The 15,342-nt window shown below is 54.8% G+C and carries 13 protein-coding genes; 9 read left to right on the top strand and 4 right to left on the bottom strand.

Going from position 1 to position 15,342, the window contains the following annotated elements; translation table 11 throughout:
• Nucleotides 1–161: 161 nt before the first annotated feature.
• From Z948_RS0106600 to rarD, 7 genes are all read left to right on the top strand, one after another.
• Entirely contained in the window at nucleotides 162–734 is a 573-nt protein-coding gene (locus tag Z948_RS0106600; protein WP_025058774.1) for a helix-turn-helix domain-containing protein, read from the top strand.
• Nucleotide 735: 1 nt separating this feature from the next.
• On the top strand, nucleotides 736–1,359 hold the full coding sequence (locus Z948_RS0106595; RefSeq protein ID WP_025058773.1) for a LysE family translocator: 624 nt from the start codon (nucleotides 736–738) through the stop codon (nucleotides 1,357–1,359).
• A complete protein-coding gene (locus tag Z948_RS0106590; RefSeq protein ID WP_025058772.1) occupies nucleotides 1,359–1,739 on the top strand; it encodes a GFA family protein in 381 nt (126 codons plus the stop codon). The genes Z948_RS0106595 and Z948_RS0106590 overlap by 1 nt, the downstream gene beginning before the upstream one ends.
• Nucleotides 1,736–4,189 carry a GcvT family protein gene (locus Z948_RS0106585; protein WP_025058771.1) on the top strand — a complete coding sequence of 818 codons (2,454 nt, stop codon included), beginning with the start codon at nucleotides 1,736–1,738 and terminating at the stop codon, nucleotides 4,187–4,189. The genes Z948_RS0106590 and Z948_RS0106585 overlap by 4 nt, the downstream gene beginning before the upstream one ends.
• Nucleotides 4,190–4,261: 72 nt before the next feature.
• Nucleotides 4,262–5,164, top strand: coding sequence for a homocysteine S-methyltransferase family protein (locus tag Z948_RS0106580; RefSeq protein ID WP_025058770.1), 903 nt, complete (start codon nucleotides 4,262–4,264; stop codon nucleotides 5,162–5,164).
• Between the two features lie 12 nt (nucleotides 5,165–5,176).
• A complete protein-coding gene (locus Z948_RS0106575) occupies nucleotides 5,177–7,621 on the top strand; it encodes a GcvT family protein (RefSeq protein ID WP_025058769.1) in 2,445 nt (814 codons plus the stop codon).
• A 68-nt stretch (nucleotides 7,622–7,689) separates the two neighbouring features.
• Complete coding sequence (gene rarD / locus Z948_RS0106570) at nucleotides 7,690–8,610, top strand: EamA family transporter RarD (RefSeq protein ID WP_025058768.1); 921 nt, start codon at nucleotides 7,690–7,692, stop codon at nucleotides 8,608–8,610.
• Between the two features lie 3 nt (nucleotides 8,611–8,613).
• On the opposite strand, the gene Z948_RS0106565 is transcribed toward rarD, so the two are convergent.
• A complete protein-coding gene (locus Z948_RS0106565) occupies nucleotides 8,614–9,024 on the bottom strand; it encodes a nuclear transport factor 2 family protein (RefSeq protein WP_025058767.1) in 411 nt (136 codons plus the stop codon).
• Nucleotides 9,025–9,099: 75 nt separating this feature from the next.
• On the opposite strand from Z948_RS0106565, the gene Z948_RS0106560 reads away from it, so the two are divergent.
• Entirely contained in the window at nucleotides 9,100–9,747 is a 648-nt protein-coding gene (locus Z948_RS0106560; RefSeq protein WP_025058766.1) for a pseudouridine synthase, read from the top strand.
• Between the two features lie 54 nt (nucleotides 9,748–9,801).
• On the opposite strand, the gene Z948_RS0106555 is transcribed toward Z948_RS0106560, so the two are convergent.
• Nucleotides 9,802–11,229 carry an aldehyde dehydrogenase family protein gene (locus tag Z948_RS0106555; protein ID WP_025058765.1) on the bottom strand — a complete coding sequence of 476 codons (1,428 nt, stop codon included), beginning with the start codon at nucleotides 11,227–11,229 and terminating at the stop codon, nucleotides 9,802–9,804.
• A 128-nt stretch (nucleotides 11,230–11,357) separates the two neighbouring features.
• Here Z948_RS0106555 and Z948_RS0106550 point away from each other — a divergent pair, with 128 nt between their 5' ends.
• Nucleotides 11,358–12,011, top strand: coding sequence for a peroxiredoxin (locus Z948_RS0106550; protein WP_025058764.1), 654 nt, complete (start codon nucleotides 11,358–11,360; stop codon nucleotides 12,009–12,011).
• Between the two features lie 71 nt (nucleotides 12,012–12,082).
• Here Z948_RS0106550 and Z948_RS0106545 read toward each other — a convergent pair whose 3' ends face one another.
• Complete coding sequence (locus tag Z948_RS0106545) at nucleotides 12,083–12,643, bottom strand: L,D-transpeptidase (RefSeq protein ID WP_037951348.1); 561 nt, start codon at nucleotides 12,641–12,643, stop codon at nucleotides 12,083–12,085.
• A gap of 548 nt (nucleotides 12,644–13,191) precedes the next feature.
• Nucleotides 13,192–15,327: a polyribonucleotide nucleotidyltransferase gene (pnp, locus tag Z948_RS0106535; RefSeq protein WP_025058762.1), complete on the bottom strand. Its 2,136-nt coding sequence runs from the start codon at nucleotides 15,325–15,327 to the stop codon at nucleotides 13,192–13,194.
• Between the last annotated feature and the right edge of the window lie 15 nt (nucleotides 15,328–15,342).

Here is a 15,342-nt window from a genome sequence, read left to right as displayed (position 1 = left end):
CATATTTCGATGAGAAATGAACGGATCGTAAAAGCTATAGGCAAAATATTCACGCAGATGAAATAATTCTAGATTTTTTCACGAACCTCTGACAAGAATTTCAAATTCGCCAAATCCACTGGGATTCGGAGGTGTGGGAAATCTAACCTAACAGAGGTTCAATGCGTCACGATCCGCCACAAACATCACACACGCTGGGTGTTGATCTGCGCGCGCTAAGGCGTGCTCGCGGATTTACATTGGCACAGACGGCGCAGGCGCTGGGGCGATCCGTCGGGTGGCTTAGCCAAGTTGAGCGGGACAAATCCGAACCTTCCATTACCGATTTGCGCCTGATGGCAGCGCATTTTGATATTCCCGTATCCATGTTGTTTCGCCATGATGCAGCGCCAGCGGCCGAAGCAGGTTTTATTGTGCGGGCTACCGCGCGCCGCCCCATTGGATCATCAATGGAAGGCTTGGTAGAGGAACTGCTATCCCCCGACCTTAGCGATGATTTCGAGATGGTCCATTCAACCTTTCTGCCCCACAGCCACATCAAAAACTTCGTTCAGCGGCCGACCCAAGAAGTGGGTTACATCATCTCTGGCACGCTTGAGATCGAGATTGACGGCGTTGTGCATTCGCTGGATGCAGGAGATAGTTTTCGCATTCGGGGGGAGGCCTTTCGCTGGGCAAACCGAACCACAGAACCTGTTGTCGCGATCTGGGTCATCGCCCCTCCGGTGTATTAACATGAGCTTTGAAGCATGGAGCATATTCGCCCTGTTTTGGCTGGTGTTTGTCACGACACCTGGCCCGAATGCAGTGAATTGCATCAATAACGGGATGACCTTGGGGTTTAGGCGCTCACTTATTGGGGTGCTGGCGATCCTGACACAGGCGTCCCTATTCCTCTTCCTTTCCGCATTGGGTGTTACAGCATTGATTGCGGCCTCTCCTACGGCGTTCATGGCGGCCAAATTCTTGGGGGCGGCGTTTTTAATCTATCTGGGTATTCGTGGATGGGTGCAGGCAAAGAAACCTGTTCAGGTGACCCCAGTACCTGCGAAATCGGTGTATCTACGGGCCTTGGCTATCGCGGTGATCAACCCCAAAAGCGTAGCGGGGTATTTGGCAGCATTCTCACAGTTCGTGCAGCCTGATGTGCCGATTTGGGATCAAATGGCGGTTATCTTTCCAACGGCGTTATCCCTGACCGCGCTTAGCTACATGGGCTTTACCGCGTTGGGGGCTGGCCTTGGGCGGGCGGCGCTGGGCGCGGTGTTTAACGTCTGGGTGCGGCGCGCGATGGGCGCATGTTTTATCATCTACGGCATCCTGCTGGGCAGTGCCTCTACTCCGGCGAGGGTTGGTTGATGTTGAGCGGATCCTGCCTGTGCGGCGCTATCACTTTCACCGCTGAAAAAGCAGCCCGTGATCCGGCGGCGTGCCACTGTACGCAGTGCCGCAAACAGACGGGGCATCATTGGGCCTCTGTTCAGGTTTTGGACAATGACCTGAAAATAACCGGTGCGCCGCGTTGGTACGCGGCAAGCGAAACAGCAAAGCGGGGCTTTTGCCCTACCTGTGGCTCTTTCCTGTTTTGGAAGGGCAAAGCAGACCCAGACACCGGCGTTTCCTTGGGCGCGCTGGATGGTGCGACGGGGCTGCGTTTGGAAAGACATATCTTCACAGCCGACAAGGGCGATTATTACGACATACCGGACACGATCCGTCAGCAGGAGCAAGAAACATGAGCGATTTTCCAACAACGGCCCGCGTGGTCATCATTGGCGGTGGCGTGGTGGGGACATCCACCTTGTATCACTTGGCAAAAGCAGGCTGGAAAGACTGCGTGCTGCTGGAAAAGAACGAACTAACGGCGGGTTCAACATGGCATGCAGCGGGCAACTGTCCGAACTTCTCCAGCTCTTGGGCGGTGATGAACATGCAGCGGTACGGTCTGGAGATGTACCGCACACTTGGGCAAGACGTCGATTACCCGATGAACTACCACGTCACGGGCAGCTTGCGATTGGCGCATAGCAAAGAGCGCATGCAGGAGTTCGAACGCGTAGCCTCGATGGGGGCGTATCAGGGTCTGGATATGGGCATGCTGACCCCTGCCGAGCTGAAGGAATACAACCCATTCATGGAGGTTCACGACTTGCAAGGTGGCCTGTGGGATCCTCTGGATGGTGATATTGATCCCGCACAGCTGACGCAGGCGCTTGCCAAGGGTGCGCGGGATGCGGGGGGGCGGATCGAACGCTTTTGCCCAATTACCGGCCTTGACCGCGTGGGTGATGAGTGGGTCGTAAAGACCGATAAGGGCGAAATCAAAGCCGAGATTGTCGTGAACTGTGCAGGTTATTATGCGCAGCGCGTGGGCGAGATGTTTAAACCCTTTGGTGGGCGCACTGTGCCGATGGTGGTGATGAGCCATCAGTATTTCCTGACCGGCCAGCTGCCCGAGCTGGAGGCATGGACCAAGGAGAAAGGCCATAAGGTGCCTTTGGTGCGGGACGTGGATATTTCCTATTACCTGCGGCAGGATAAATACGGGCTGAACCTTGGCCCTTATGAGCGCAACTGCAAGGCCCATTGGGTGACCCCCGAGGATCCGATGCCCGAGGATTTCTCGTTCCAGCTTTACCCAGATGATCTAGAGCGGTTGGAGTTTTACATTGAGGACGCCATGGCGCGGGTGCCTTTGTTGGGGCAGGGCGGGGTTGAGCGTAACATCAACGGGCCGATCCCCTATGCGCCTGACGGCTTGCCGATGATTGGCCCGATGCCTGGCGTCAAAAACGCCTTTGAGGGTCACAGCTTTACCTTTGGCATTGCGCAGGGCGGTGGTGCGGGCAAGGTGCTGAGTGAGTGGATCATGCACGGCGAAACCGAGCTGGACATGTGGGCGGCTGACCCGCGCCGCTATACCGATAGTGCGGATCACGATTATTGCCTGTCCAAGGCGCTGGAAACATATGGTTATGAATATGCCATGCACTTCCCACACCACGAATGGCCAGCTGGCCGCGACAAAAAGCTGTCGCCAAACCATGACACGCTGAAGGCCGCAGGTGCCCAGTTTGGCGCCTATAACGGCTGGGAGCGCGCCAACTGGTTCGCCAAAGACGGCGACGACACATCAGAGGAAAGCACCCAGACATGGGATCGCATCGGCCCATGGTCGGCGCGCATCAAAGAGGAAGTCGAAGCGGTGCGCGATCACGCGGGTGTCCTCGATATGCCAGGTTTCTCTCGTTACACGTTGAGCGGTGAAGGCGCTGCCGAATGGCTGCGGGGTCAGATTACGGGCGCCTTGCCAAAGGTTGGTCGTATGAACCTTGGATATTTCGCCGATAGCCGTGGTCGTATTTTGACAGAAATGACAATCATTCGTTGGGGTGAAGATGATTTCTGGCTGATGACGGCTGCGGTTGCCTTGTGGCACGATTTTGAACTGCTCAAAGGGCGCATGCCAGCGGATGGCTCGCTGAGCCTGACGGACATCACGCGCGACTGGTCAACACATATCGTAACGGGCCCTGCCTCGCGCGATATTCTGGCTGGCATGTGTGAGGGCGCAGATCTAAGCGCAACATGGATGTCCATTCAGGATGCTACGGTTGCTGGTAAGCCAGCCAAACTGTTCCGCGTTTCCTTTGCAGGTGAATTGGGTTGGGAAGTGCACACAGGCTTTGACGATAGTCCAGCTGTCTATGACGCTGTGGTGGCCGCAGGGGCAACGCCATTTGGCATGTATGCGCTAAATTCCATGCGGATCGAAAAGGGCTACCGGACGTGGAAGGGTGACCTGTCCACCGATTACTCCATGCTCGAAGCGGGGCTGGATCGCTGGGTCAAATTCGACAAACCGCAGGATTTCCCAGGTAAGGCCGCGTTGATCGCTGAACGTGACGCTGGCGTAAAAAAACGCTTTGTCACGATGATTGTCGAGGCGGGTGATCAGGACGCGCCATATATGTCTACGGTTTATCATGGCGATGACGTTGTGGGTGAAACCACCAGCGGTGACTGGGGGTATCGTATCAATAAATCCGTGGCCCTTGGTACCATCCGCGCTGATCTGGCAGTTGCTGGAACCGAGCTGTCGATCAACATTTTTGGCAAAAGGTACAAAGCAGTTGTTCAAGCAGATGAACCTCTTTGGGATGCTGCAAACGAACGCTTGCGCGCCTGATGGGCTGAACACCGGAATTGGACCAAGGACGCGTGAATGCGGGCCTTGGTCTCCACTGAAAGAATGTGAAAAATGACAGAAGTTACCCTTTTGGATGGCTCGATCGGTCAAGAACTGGTCAAGCGTGGCAGTGGCGCTGCTACGCCGCTTTGGTCAACCAAGGTGATGATGGACGAACCTGAATTGGTGGGTGCTGTCCATGCAGATTATTTTGGTTGCGGCGCAACAATTGCTACAACCAATACCTATGCTGTGCACCGGAATCGGTTAGAGCGTGTTGACCTAGAAGATCAGTTGGCCCCCCTATTGCACACCGCTGTGGATCAGGCTGTTGCGGCACGGGATGCACATGGGAGTGGCCGGATCGCGGGTGCCCTAGGCCCTCTGTTGGCAACCTATCGCCCAGATTTGAAACCAGATGTAGCACTCGCAACCGAGCGGTTTGCAGAGATCATCAATTTGATGGGTGATCGAATTGATTTGGTGCTGGCCGAAACGGTCAGCTCCTTGCAGGAAGCCGAAGGCATTTTCCAAGGATACCAAGCCTCGGGCAGCGGCAAACCCCTTTGGGTTGGGTTTTCCGTTGATGATGATGACGGGACCAAGCTGCGCTCAGGGGAGCCGCTGGATGTCGCCGTTGCGATGATTGCGCATTATCGGCCCGCGGCGGTTTTGCTGAATTGCTCTCTGCCCGAGGCCATTTCAAACGGGCTGCCGATCCTGTCAGACTGCGGCATCCCCTTTGGCGCATTTGCCAACGGGTTCACCAAGATATCAGACGATTTCAAAAAAGATGCGCCAACGGTTGATGCCCTGAGCGCACGAACAGACCTGACGCCTGCACGTTATGCGGATCAGGTGATGGAATGGGTTGGCGCGGGGGCCACGATCGTTGGTGGCTGTTGCGAAGTGGGACCCGATCATATTTCTGAAATTGCCCGCCGTCTGACCGACGCTGGCCATACGATAGTTTAGAAAGGGCCTCTCATGGCTAATGTTCCTTCTCATGCGCGCGTCGTCATTATCGGTGGCGGTGTTATTGGCTGTTCGGTTGCCTATCACCTGTCCAAATTGGGCTGGAAAGATGTTGTGCTGCTTGAACGCAAGCAGCTGACGTCTGGTACGACATGGCATGCTGCTGGTCTGATCGCTCAGTTGCGGGCAACCAAAAACATGACCAAATTGGCAAAATACTCTCAAGAGCTGTACGGTAGCCTAGAGGAAGAGACAGGCGTTGCGACTGGGTTCAAGCGCTGTGGTTCCATCACGGTTGCCCTAACCGAGGAACGCCGCGAAGAGATTTACCGCCAAGCGGCGATGGCACGTGCCTTTGGTGTTGAGGTTGAAGAAATCTCGCCTCAGGAAGTGTTGAAACGCTACGAACACCTGAACATCGATGGTGTCAAAGGTGCGGTTTACCTCGACAAGGACGGGCAGGGTGACCCTGCGAACATCGCGCTGGCCTTGGCCAAAGGCGCACGGCAACGTGGCGCCAAAGTGATCGAGCAAACAGCCGTGACATCGATTGCCAAGGAAGGTCGCCGCGTGACCGGCGTTGACTGGCAGCAAGGAGATGAAACGGGTCACATCAAGGCCGACATGATCGTAAATTGCGGCGGCATGTGGGGCCATGAAGTTGGCAAAATGGCGGGTACCAATGTACCGCTGCACGCTTGCGAACACTTCTATATTGTGACCGAGGCCATTTCGGGGCTGAGCCAACTCCCCGTGCTGCGCGTGCCTGATGAGTGTGCCTATTACAAAGAAGACGCGGGTAAGATGCTGTTGGGCGCATTTGAGCCGAACGCCAAACCTTGGGCGATGGACGGCATTCCAAAAGACTTCGAATTCGATCAACTGCCCGAAGATTTTGACCACTTTGAGCCCATCCTAGAGGCTGCCGTAGAACGTATGCCAATGTTGGCCGAGGCGGGTATCCACACCTTCTTTAACGGACCAGAGAGCTTTACCCCCGATGACGCCTACCACCTAGGCCTTGCGCCCGAGATGGATAACGTCTGGGTCGCTGCTGGTTTCAATTCGATCGGCATCCAGTCGGCTGGTGGCGCTGGAATGGCGTTGAGCCAGTGGATGGATGAAGGTGAAAAACCATTCGATCTGGGTGATGTGGACATCAACCGGATGCAGCCTTTCCAAGGGAACAAAACCTATCTGTTTGAACGCTCCAAGGAAACGCTGGGGCTGCTTTACGCAGATCACTTTCCCTACCGCCAAAAGGCAACAGCGCGTGGCATTCGCCGAACGCCATTCCACAACCACCTGCAAGAGCGCGGCGCGGTGATGGGCGAACTGGCTGGCTGGGAACGTGCAAACTGGTTCGCGCGGGATGGCCAGGAGGCCGAGTATCAATACAGCTGGAAACGCCAAAACTTCTTTGACAACGTGCGCGACGAACATATGGCGGTGCGCCAGAATGTCGGCATGTACGATATGTCATCCTTCGGCAAAATCCGCGTCGAGGGCCGCGATGCCGAGGCCTATTTGAACTATATCGGCGGCGGTGATTACTCGGTCCCCGTCGGTAAAATCGTCTACACCCAGTTCCTGAACCGCCGCGGCGGTATCGAGGCTGACGTGACTGTGACGCGCCTGTCCGAACATGCCTACCTTGTTGTGACACCAGCCGCGACACGGCTGGCTGATGAGACATGGATGCGCCGCAACATCGGTGGTTTTAACGTGGTGATCACGGATGTCACCGCTGGCGAAGGCGTGCTGGCAGTGATGGGGCCAAAATCACGCGAGTTGCTGCAAAAGGTTTCACCTAACGATTTTAGCAACGATGTGAACCCTTTCGGCACCGCGCAGGAGATCGAGATAGGGATGGGGCTGGCCCGTGTTCACCGCGTGACTTACGTGGGTGAACTGGGCTGGGAGGTTTACGTCAGCGCCGATCAGGCAGGTCATGTGTTCGAAACCTTGGCCGAGGCAGGCGCCGATTTGGATATGCGCCTATGTGGTATGCATATGATGGACAGCTGTCGCATCGAAAAAGGCTTCCGCCACTTTGGTCACGATATCACCTCAGAGGATCACGTGCTGGAGGCGGGCCTAGGCTTTGCAGTGAAAACCGCGAAGGCCGACTTCATCGGTCGCCAAGCGGTTTTGGACAAGAAAGAAGCAGGCCTTGATATGCGGATGGTGCAATTCAAGCTGACCGATCCCGAGCCGCTGCTGTATCACAACGAACCCATTCTGCGAGATGGTGAGATTGTCGGCTACTTAACCTCGGGCTCTTATGGCCACCATTTGGGCGGGGCGATCGGCCTTGGCTATGTGCCGTGCAAAGGCGAAGAGCCTGCGGATGTTCTGGCCTCGACCTATGAGATTGACGTGATGGGCACACGGGTTAAGGCCGAAGCCTCGCTGAAGCCGATGTATGATCCGACCTCGGAACGGGTAAAGGTGTAACGGGTACAATCTAATCCTTTTAGACTGATGAAACTTCCCCTACCCCTTTGCGGGGTAGGAGACCAAAAATGCGAAACCCCAATTCGACCACACCAACCACCGATCAGGACACGCCGCAGGGTTTGTTGTTTGCTGGCGGCGCGTATTTATTGTGGGGGTTTCTGCCGCTTTATATGAAATTGCTGAGCCACCTGCCAACGGCAGAAGTGATCGCCCACCGCGTGATCTGGTCGGTTCCGATTGCGGCTGTGGTGTTGATCCTGCTCGGGCGCACCGCCACCCTGCGTGAGGCGTTTCGCAATCCGCGCATGTTGGCGATGGGCTGTGTGACTGCCGCGTTGATCTCTCTGAACTGGGGGATTTATGTCTATGCGATCACGTCGGGCAATGCTTTGGATGCGGCGATTGGGTATTATATCAACCCGTTGTTCAGCGTGTTCTTGGCAGCCGTTCTGCTGGGCGAAAAGCTGAACAAGGCGCAGCTGATTGCGGTGGCTTTTGCAGTCGCCGCGGTGTTGGTTCTGGTTGTTGATGCAGAACAAACCCCGTGGTTGGCCTTTGGTATGATGCTGACATGGGGTTTTTATGCCTTGGCGAAAAAGAGTTTGCCGATTGGCCCTAATCAGGGTTTCTTGATGGAGGTGATCATCCTGCTTCCTGTTGCTCTGGGCTATGCTGTGTTTTTGGCGAGTACCGGTAAAACACATTTCCTAGTGGGGAACGCCATGGACACGTGGCTATTGCTGGGATGTGGTGCAGTTACGGCTATCCCTTTGCTGCTTTATTCAAACGGAGCAAAGCTGTTGCGGCTTTCGACGATCGGGATCATGCAATACATCGCGCCGACGTTGATTTTGCTGAACGCCGTGTTCATTTTCGGAGAGCCGTTTGGCCGTGCCCGCGCGATTGCATTGCCGCTGATCTGGATCGCATTGATCATCTATTCGGCTTCAATGATCCGCCAGATGCGCCGCAACCGCACGAGCTAAAATTCAAGACAACGCTGATTTGTGCTTGAGGAAGGCGGGGTCTTTCATAACCCGTGCATTCATCGCCTCACGCAAGGCGCCGATGGTTTTATAGGGGCGCATAACAACTTCGAAATGCTGCATCAGCCCGTCCTCGTTGAGGGTGATCAGGTCTACGCCTACGCAATCCAAGCCATCGACCTTGCACTGAAACTCCAACGCCCAATCGTTATCAGACCCCATAACGCGGCGGTATTCAAAATCCTGAAAAACGGCACCAACGTGCCCTAACACGGCGCCGACAGCGTCACGCCCGTTCCATGTGGCCCAATATGTAGGGGGCTGGAAGGTGATGTCTTCGGCCATGAGCGATGGAACGTCGTCATGGTTGTCAGCCAAAACATAGTCGTGAAATTTTTGGATTGTTGGGTGCATAATATCTCTCCTCTTCCGAAAAGGATGGCATGCAGTGGGTTGAAAACCCACCCTACACATGGGACTGAGGCCGCTATGGACGCAACGTATTCTCCGCCGCAGGACCCGCTAGAGGTTCTTCACCTCGATCACGAAGTCATTCTGGTGAACAAGCCAGAGGGGCTGCTTTCGGTTCCTGGCCGGGGTGAGCATTTGGCCGATTGCCTGCTGACGCGGGTGCAGGCGGCGTTTCCTGATGCGCTGCTGGTGCATCGGCTGGATCGCGACACATCTGGTGTGATGATCTTTGCAATGACGCCTTATGCGCAGCGCCACCTTGGCCTACAGTTTGAAAAACGGATGACAAAGAAAACCTATGTTGCCCGCGTCTGGGGGGTGCCAAGCGAAAAGGCAGGTACCATTGATTTACCGCTGATCGTGGATTGGGAAAACCGCCCGCGCCAGATGGTCTGTCACGAGCGGGGCAAAAGCGCCCAAACCGATTGGCGCGTGACCAAGGACGAAGGGACCACGGCTAGGGTTCGCCTCACGCCACATACAGGACGCAGCCACCAGCTGCGCGTGCATATGCTGAGCCTTGGGCATCCGATCTTAGGCGATCCGTTTTACGCGGAAGGCGAGGCGCAGGATTTTCCGCGCATGATGCTGCATTCAGAAGAGTTGCGGTTTAAACACCCCGATGGTGGCCAATCGACCAAGATCCGCAGCAAGGCGCCCTTCTAAACGCAAAAAGGGCCACCCGCAGGCAGCCCTTTTCGAAAACCATTGAAGGGATGCTTACTCAGCAGCCCAGCCGGAGACGGCTTTCACTTCGAGGAACTCCTCGAGGCCATACACACCACCTTCGCGGCCGTTGCCAGATTGCTTGTATCCACCAAAAGGGGAGCCTTGGGCAAAGCCCTGACCGTTGGTCTCAACCATGCCCGAGCGAACGCGGCGCGCAACGCGGCGGCGCTTTTCGTCGTCTTCGGTTTGGATATAGTTGGTCAGGCCATATGGCGTGTCATTTGCGATGGCGATCGCTTCTTCTTCGGTTTCGAAAGGGATGATCGACAGAACGGGGCCGAATACTTCTTCCTGCGCGATGCGCATGTCATTTGTGACATCGGCAAAGACAGTTGGTTTCACATAGTAGCCGCGGTTCAATCCGTCCGGACGGCCAAGGCCACCAGCAGTCAAACGCGCTTCGGACATGCCAACTTCGATCAGGCCCTGAATTTTGTTGTACTGAGCCTCGGAAACAACGGGGCCGATCTGCTTGCCTTCTTCGGAAGCGGGGCCAACATGTGTGTTGTTGGCAACTTCGGAAGCCATCTCGACGGCTTCGTCGTAGCGCGATTTATGCACCAGCATACGGGTAGGCGCGTTACAGGATTGGCCAGAGTTGCGGAAGCAACGGATCGCGCCGGATTTTGCGGCCTTTGGATCAGCGTCTTCAAAGATGATGTTCGCGCCTTTGCCGCCTAGCTCTAGCGAGACGCGCTTCAGCGTATCAGCGGCCGCTTTTGAAATGGCGATACCTGCGCGGGTGGAACCGGTAAAGCTCACCATGTCGACCTCTGGGTGCGCAGACAGCTGGCTACCAACGCCAACACCGTCACCATTCACAAGGTTGAACACACCAGCAGGGAAGCCCGCCTCGTGCACAAATTCAGCAAAGAGCAAGCCAGATAGCGGTGCAATCTCGGAAGGCTTAAGAACCACAGTACAGCCGGTTGCCATCGCTGGGATCACCTTCAGGATGATCTGGTTCATTGGCCAGTTCCAAGGGGTGATCAGAGCGCAAACGCCGATGGGTTCAAGCAAGGTTTTTTCTGTCGAGGTGAAGTCACGCTCGAAAGAGAAGTCTTTGAATGCTTTCAGGAAGCCATCGATATGCCAGCTGCCTGCACCAACCTGTTGCTGACGGCTCAGCATGATCGGCGCGCCCATTTCCATGGACATGGCTTGAGCCATTTCTTCCTGACGGGCCTCATAGATTTCGGCCAGTTTCTGGATCAGGGCGGTGCGCTCTTCTTTTGATGTCTGGGACCAGCTGTCGAATGCGGCGCGCGCGGCATTTACGGCGGCGTCTGTATCGGCCTGATCGCCCAACGAGATCACAGCGCACTGTTCTTCGGTGGATGGATCAATGACAGCAAAGTCGTTTGGCGCGGCGGGTGCAACCCATTCGCCGTTGATATAAAAGTTGCGTTTCTCAAGCATGGTGATGCTCCTCATTAGAGATTTGGCGTACTGTGTCACCGAGTTATCCAAGCTGCAAGATAGCTATGGAACTCCTCTCGGGAATGGCTAAAAAAGTCTATGACGTTGACCTAGTGGAGAATGGCCAGATGAGCTTGCGCATAAACGACACAATCCCCGACCTTACAGTAGAAACCGACAAAGGCTCGTTCAGCCTGCATGAATTTGTTGGCGATAGCTGGGCGATCCTGTTTTCGCACCCGAAAGATTTCACACCCGTTTGCACAACCGAATTCGGTGCGGTAGCGCAATTGGCTGATGAATGGGAAAAGCGCGGCACGAAGGTGCTGGGTGTTTCTGTTGATGGTGTTGAAGATCACAAGAAATGGAAGTCTGACATTGAATCAGTCGCTGGCGCGCCTGCCGGTTTCCCGATTGTGGCCGACACGGATTTGGCCCTGTCCAAAGCGTTCGACATGCTGCCAGCCGAAGCCTATCTGCCAGATGGCCGCACACCTGCCGATAGCGCGACAGTTCGCTCTGTATTCATCGTAGGCCCTGATAAGCAGCTAAAGCTGTCCATGACATACCCGATGTCTGTTGGCCGTAACTTTGCCGAAGTTCTGCGTGCTTTGGATGGTCTTCAGACGTCTTCTGGCAATGGTGTTGCAACACCTGCGAACTGGACAGTGGGTGAAGACGTAATCATTCCACCTACGGTTTCTGACGAAGACGCCAAGGCGAAATTCGGCGCATTCAAAACAGTGCTGCCTTACCTGCGTACAACCCAGCTGCCTGATTGATTTCAGCTAGGGTAGAAAAAGAAAGGCTCCGCAATTTGCGGAGCCTTTGATGTTTTTGAGGTGCCTTAATGCTAGTGCAAGACGACGCGGGTACCATTTGGCACACGGTTATACAGATCGATCACATGTTCATTGATCATGCGAACACAGCCGTTTGATACACGTGCTGCCACGGTCTGCGGTTTTGGTGTTCCATGAATACGCAGATAGGTATCGCGGTCACCGCTATACAAATAAAGAGCACGTGCACCTAGAGGGTTTTGGCCGCCCCCTTTCATACCAGCGGCATGTTTTGCATAGATATGTGGTTCGCGACGGATCATCGCCTGCGTTGGCGTCCAGCGTGGCCATTCGGCTTTGCGGCGAATCCGGAAGGTGCCGGATTTATAGCGGCCAGCCCTGCCAATCCCCACGGAATAACGGATGGCTTTCCCGTCTGCCATTGTCCAATAAAGGGCAAATTGGCCTGGGTCTACGTGGATTTCATTCGGGCGAAAGCGGTCTTTGATGTCTACGATACGTGGGCGCAAGTGGTTGGGAACTTGGTAGTTGCTTGTAGCTGCAAATGTTGGGCCAGCGGCGAGTGCTGCAGCGCCTGTGAGTATCAATGAGCGACGGTCAAACAAGGACATGGCAGTGCCTCCAAATTAAATATGATTCTTTAAAACAGAATTAACCATACCGCAAAGTTGCAAAAATTGTGAGTCCGGTTTCCCATACCAAAGACGAAAGAAGCTTCTGATTGTTGCAGAGAACAGAAATTAGGCACTTGGGTTGATTGAATTGTTCGCAAGGGAAGCTGGTTTCAGGAACCGAAGTCAGAACGGATAGCGCCCTTTAGAAAGCCAGTGTTTTTCGCTCTTTTGCGGGCGGATAGACGCGTGAGAGGGGATAACAACTGTAGGAAAGCCTGCAAAATCACCTTGGGTTTCGCCATGGGTCGGCCATGCTTGTGCATGGTGTAAATTGCAGACTGGGCCATGTGTTTTGCTTTGAATGCCGCTGTTTTTGGCGTACGCGGCGTGCTGTTTCCTTCTGCATGTGTCGCAGTGGCATCGTGTACGTAAAGGATTGGGCCATATTGTTTAACTAACCGAAGGCTCTGCGGCTCAAGATTCGAAAAAAGGGCCCCATGTTTCCACAGGGCCCCTTTTTATTCTCTCAAAGAAGGGAGGAAAGATTACTCTTCTTTCGCTTTCTCTTCTTTGATTTCTTCACCAGTTTCCTGATCAACCACTTTCATGGACAGGCGAACCTTGCCGCGATCGTCAAAGCCCAAGAGCTTCACTTTCACTTCCTGACCTTCCTTCAGAACATCTGAAGGGTGGTTCAGGCGGCGGTTTTCGATCTGGGAAACGTGCACCAGACCGTCGCGCTTGCCAAAGAAGTTCACGAATGCGCCGAAGTCTACGATTTTCACAACCGTACCCGTGTAGACCATGCCTTCTTCAGGCTCGGCCACGATGGAGTGGATCATGTCGTAGGCTTTCTTGATCGCTTCGCCGTTCGGGCTGGCGATCTTGATGGTGCCTTCGTCGTTGATGTCGACTTTGGCGCCCGAAACTTCGACGATCTCGCGGATGACTTTACCGCCAGAACCGATCACTTCGCGGATTTTATCCGTTGGGATCTGCATGGTCTCGATGCGTGGCGCGTGCACAGAGAATTCCTGTGCGCCGGTGATGGCTTTGTTCATCTCGCCCAGAATGTGCAGACGACCCGCTTTGGCCTGAGCCAATGCTTTTTCCATGATCTCTGGCGTGATGCCTGCGATCTTGATGTCCATCTGCAAGGAGGTGATGCCCGCTTCGGTACCCGCAACCTTAAAGTCCATGTCGCCCAGGTGGTCTTCGTCACCCAAGATATCGGACAAGATTGCGTATTCGCCGTTGTCTTCAAGGATCAGACCCATCGCAACACCCGCAACAGCGGATTTCAGCGGAACGCCTGCGTCCATCATGGACAAGGAACCACCACAAACGGACGCCATAGAGGACGAGCCGTTGGATTCTGTGATCTCAGACACAACACGGATCGTGTAGGGGAAATCGGTGGCAGCTGGCAGAACGGCCTGAAGGGCGCGCCATGCAAGTTTACCGTGGCCGATTTCACGACGGCCTGGAGGGCCCACGCGACCAACTTCACCAACCGAATAGGGAGGGAAGTTATAGTGCAGCAAGAAGTTGGATTTGAAGTTGCCGTGCAGCGCGTCGATGAACTGTTCGTCGTCGCCGGTGCCCAATGTGGTCACAACCAGACCCTGCGTTTCACCGCGTGTAAACAAGGCAGAACCGTGCGTACGTGGCAGGATGCCTGTTTGGGAAACGATGTCGCGGATTTCGTCAGTCTTACGACCGTCGATACGTACACCGGTTTTCACAACGTCACCGCGCAGGATGGAAGCCTCAAGGCCTTTCATCGCAGAGCTTAGGTTCGCGTCTTCCAGCTGCTCTTCGGTCAGGGCTGCTTTGATCACGTCACGTGCGGCTGCAACTGCGGCTGTACGCTCTTGCTTGTCACCAATTGCAAAGGCGGCGCGCATTTCTGTCTCGCCAGCGGCTGCAACGGCTGCGGACAGATCAGAGTAATCAACAGGCTGGAAGTCAAACGGCTCTTTTGCCGCTGTTTCGGCCAGATCAATGATCAGGTCGATGACAGGCTGGATTTGATCATGGGCGAATTTAACGGCACCCAGCATTTCTTCTTCTGTCAGCTCGTAAGCTTCGGATTCAACCATCATCACGGCGTCTTTGGTACCGGCAACAACCAGATCAAGGCGCTGATCAGGGTTGTTTTTCAGGTCCTGCATGTCGTCGATTTCAGGGTTCAGGATGTAATCGCCACCCTCATAACCAACGCGGCAAGCAGCGATTGGGCCCATGAACGGCGCACCAGAAATGGTCAGCGCAGCAGAGGCGGCGATCATCGCAACCATGTCAGGGTCATTCACCAGATCGTGAGATAGAACCGTACACATCACCAGAACTTCGTTTTTGAAGCCAGGGACGAACAATGGGCGGATTGGACGGTCGATCAAACGGGATGTCAGCGTCTCTTTTTCGGTAGGACGCGCTTCGCGCTTGAAAAAACCACCGGGGATTTTACCCGCAGCATAATATTTCTCGTTGTAATGCACTGTCAGCGGGAAAAAATCCTGACCCGGCTTTTGTGCGCGTGCAAACGTTACGTTCGCCATTACGGAGGTTTCGCCATAGGTGGCGATAACGGAGCCGTCGGCCTGACGGGCGACTTTTCCTGTTTCCAGTGTGAGCGTCTCTTCGCCCCACTGCATAGATTTTTTAACTTCGTTAAACATCATCGTTTCCTGTGT

The organism is Sulfitobacter donghicola DSW-25 = KCTC 12864 = JCM 14565, assembly GCF_000622405.1.
Taxonomy (GTDB): domain Bacteria; phylum Pseudomonadota; class Alphaproteobacteria; order Rhodobacterales; family Rhodobacteraceae; genus Sulfitobacter; species Sulfitobacter donghicola.
Note: the sequence above shows the minus strand (reverse complement) of the source record. Positions and strands in the feature narration are given on the sequence as shown.

Coding starts and splice junctions, on each gene's coding strand:
- Z948_RS0106580 (WP_025058770.1), top strand. CDS start 4,262: ATGACAGAAGTTACCCTTTTGGATGGCTCGATCGGTCAAGAACTGGTC.
- Z948_RS0106545 (WP_037951348.1), bottom strand. CDS start 12,643: ATGTCCTTGTTTGACCGTCGCTCATTGATACTCACAGGCGCTGCAGCA.
- Z948_RS0106585 (WP_025058771.1), top strand. CDS start 1,736: ATGAGCGATTTTCCAACAACGGCCCGCGTGGTCATCATTGGCGGTGGC.
- rarD (WP_025058768.1), top strand. CDS start 7,690: ATGCGAAACCCCAATTCGACCACACCAACCACCGATCAGGACACGCCG.
- Z948_RS0106560 (WP_025058766.1), top strand. CDS start 9,100: ATGGACGCAACGTATTCTCCGCCGCAGGACCCGCTAGAGGTTCTTCAC.
- Z948_RS0106550 (WP_025058764.1), top strand. CDS start 11,358: ATGAGCTTGCGCATAAACGACACAATCCCCGACCTTACAGTAGAAACC.
- Z948_RS0106575 (WP_025058769.1), top strand. CDS start 5,177: ATGGCTAATGTTCCTTCTCATGCGCGCGTCGTCATTATCGGTGGCGGT.
- pnp (WP_025058762.1), bottom strand. CDS start 15,327: ATGTTTAACGAAGTTAAAAAATCTATGCAGTGGGGCGAAGAGACGCTC.
- Z948_RS0106555 (WP_025058765.1), bottom strand. CDS start 11,229: ATGCTTGAGAAACGCAACTTTTATATCAACGGCGAATGGGTTGCACCC.
- Z948_RS0106590 (WP_025058772.1), top strand. CDS start 1,359: ATGTTGAGCGGATCCTGCCTGTGCGGCGCTATCACTTTCACCGCTGAA.
- Z948_RS0106565 (WP_025058767.1), bottom strand. CDS start 9,024: ATGCACCCAACAATCCAAAAATTTCACGACTATGTTTTGGCTGACAAC.
- Z948_RS0106595 (WP_025058773.1), top strand. CDS start 736: ATGAGCTTTGAAGCATGGAGCATATTCGCCCTGTTTTGGCTGGTGTTT.
- Z948_RS0106600 (WP_025058774.1), top strand. CDS start 162: ATGCGTCACGATCCGCCACAAACATCACACACGCTGGGTGTTGATCTG.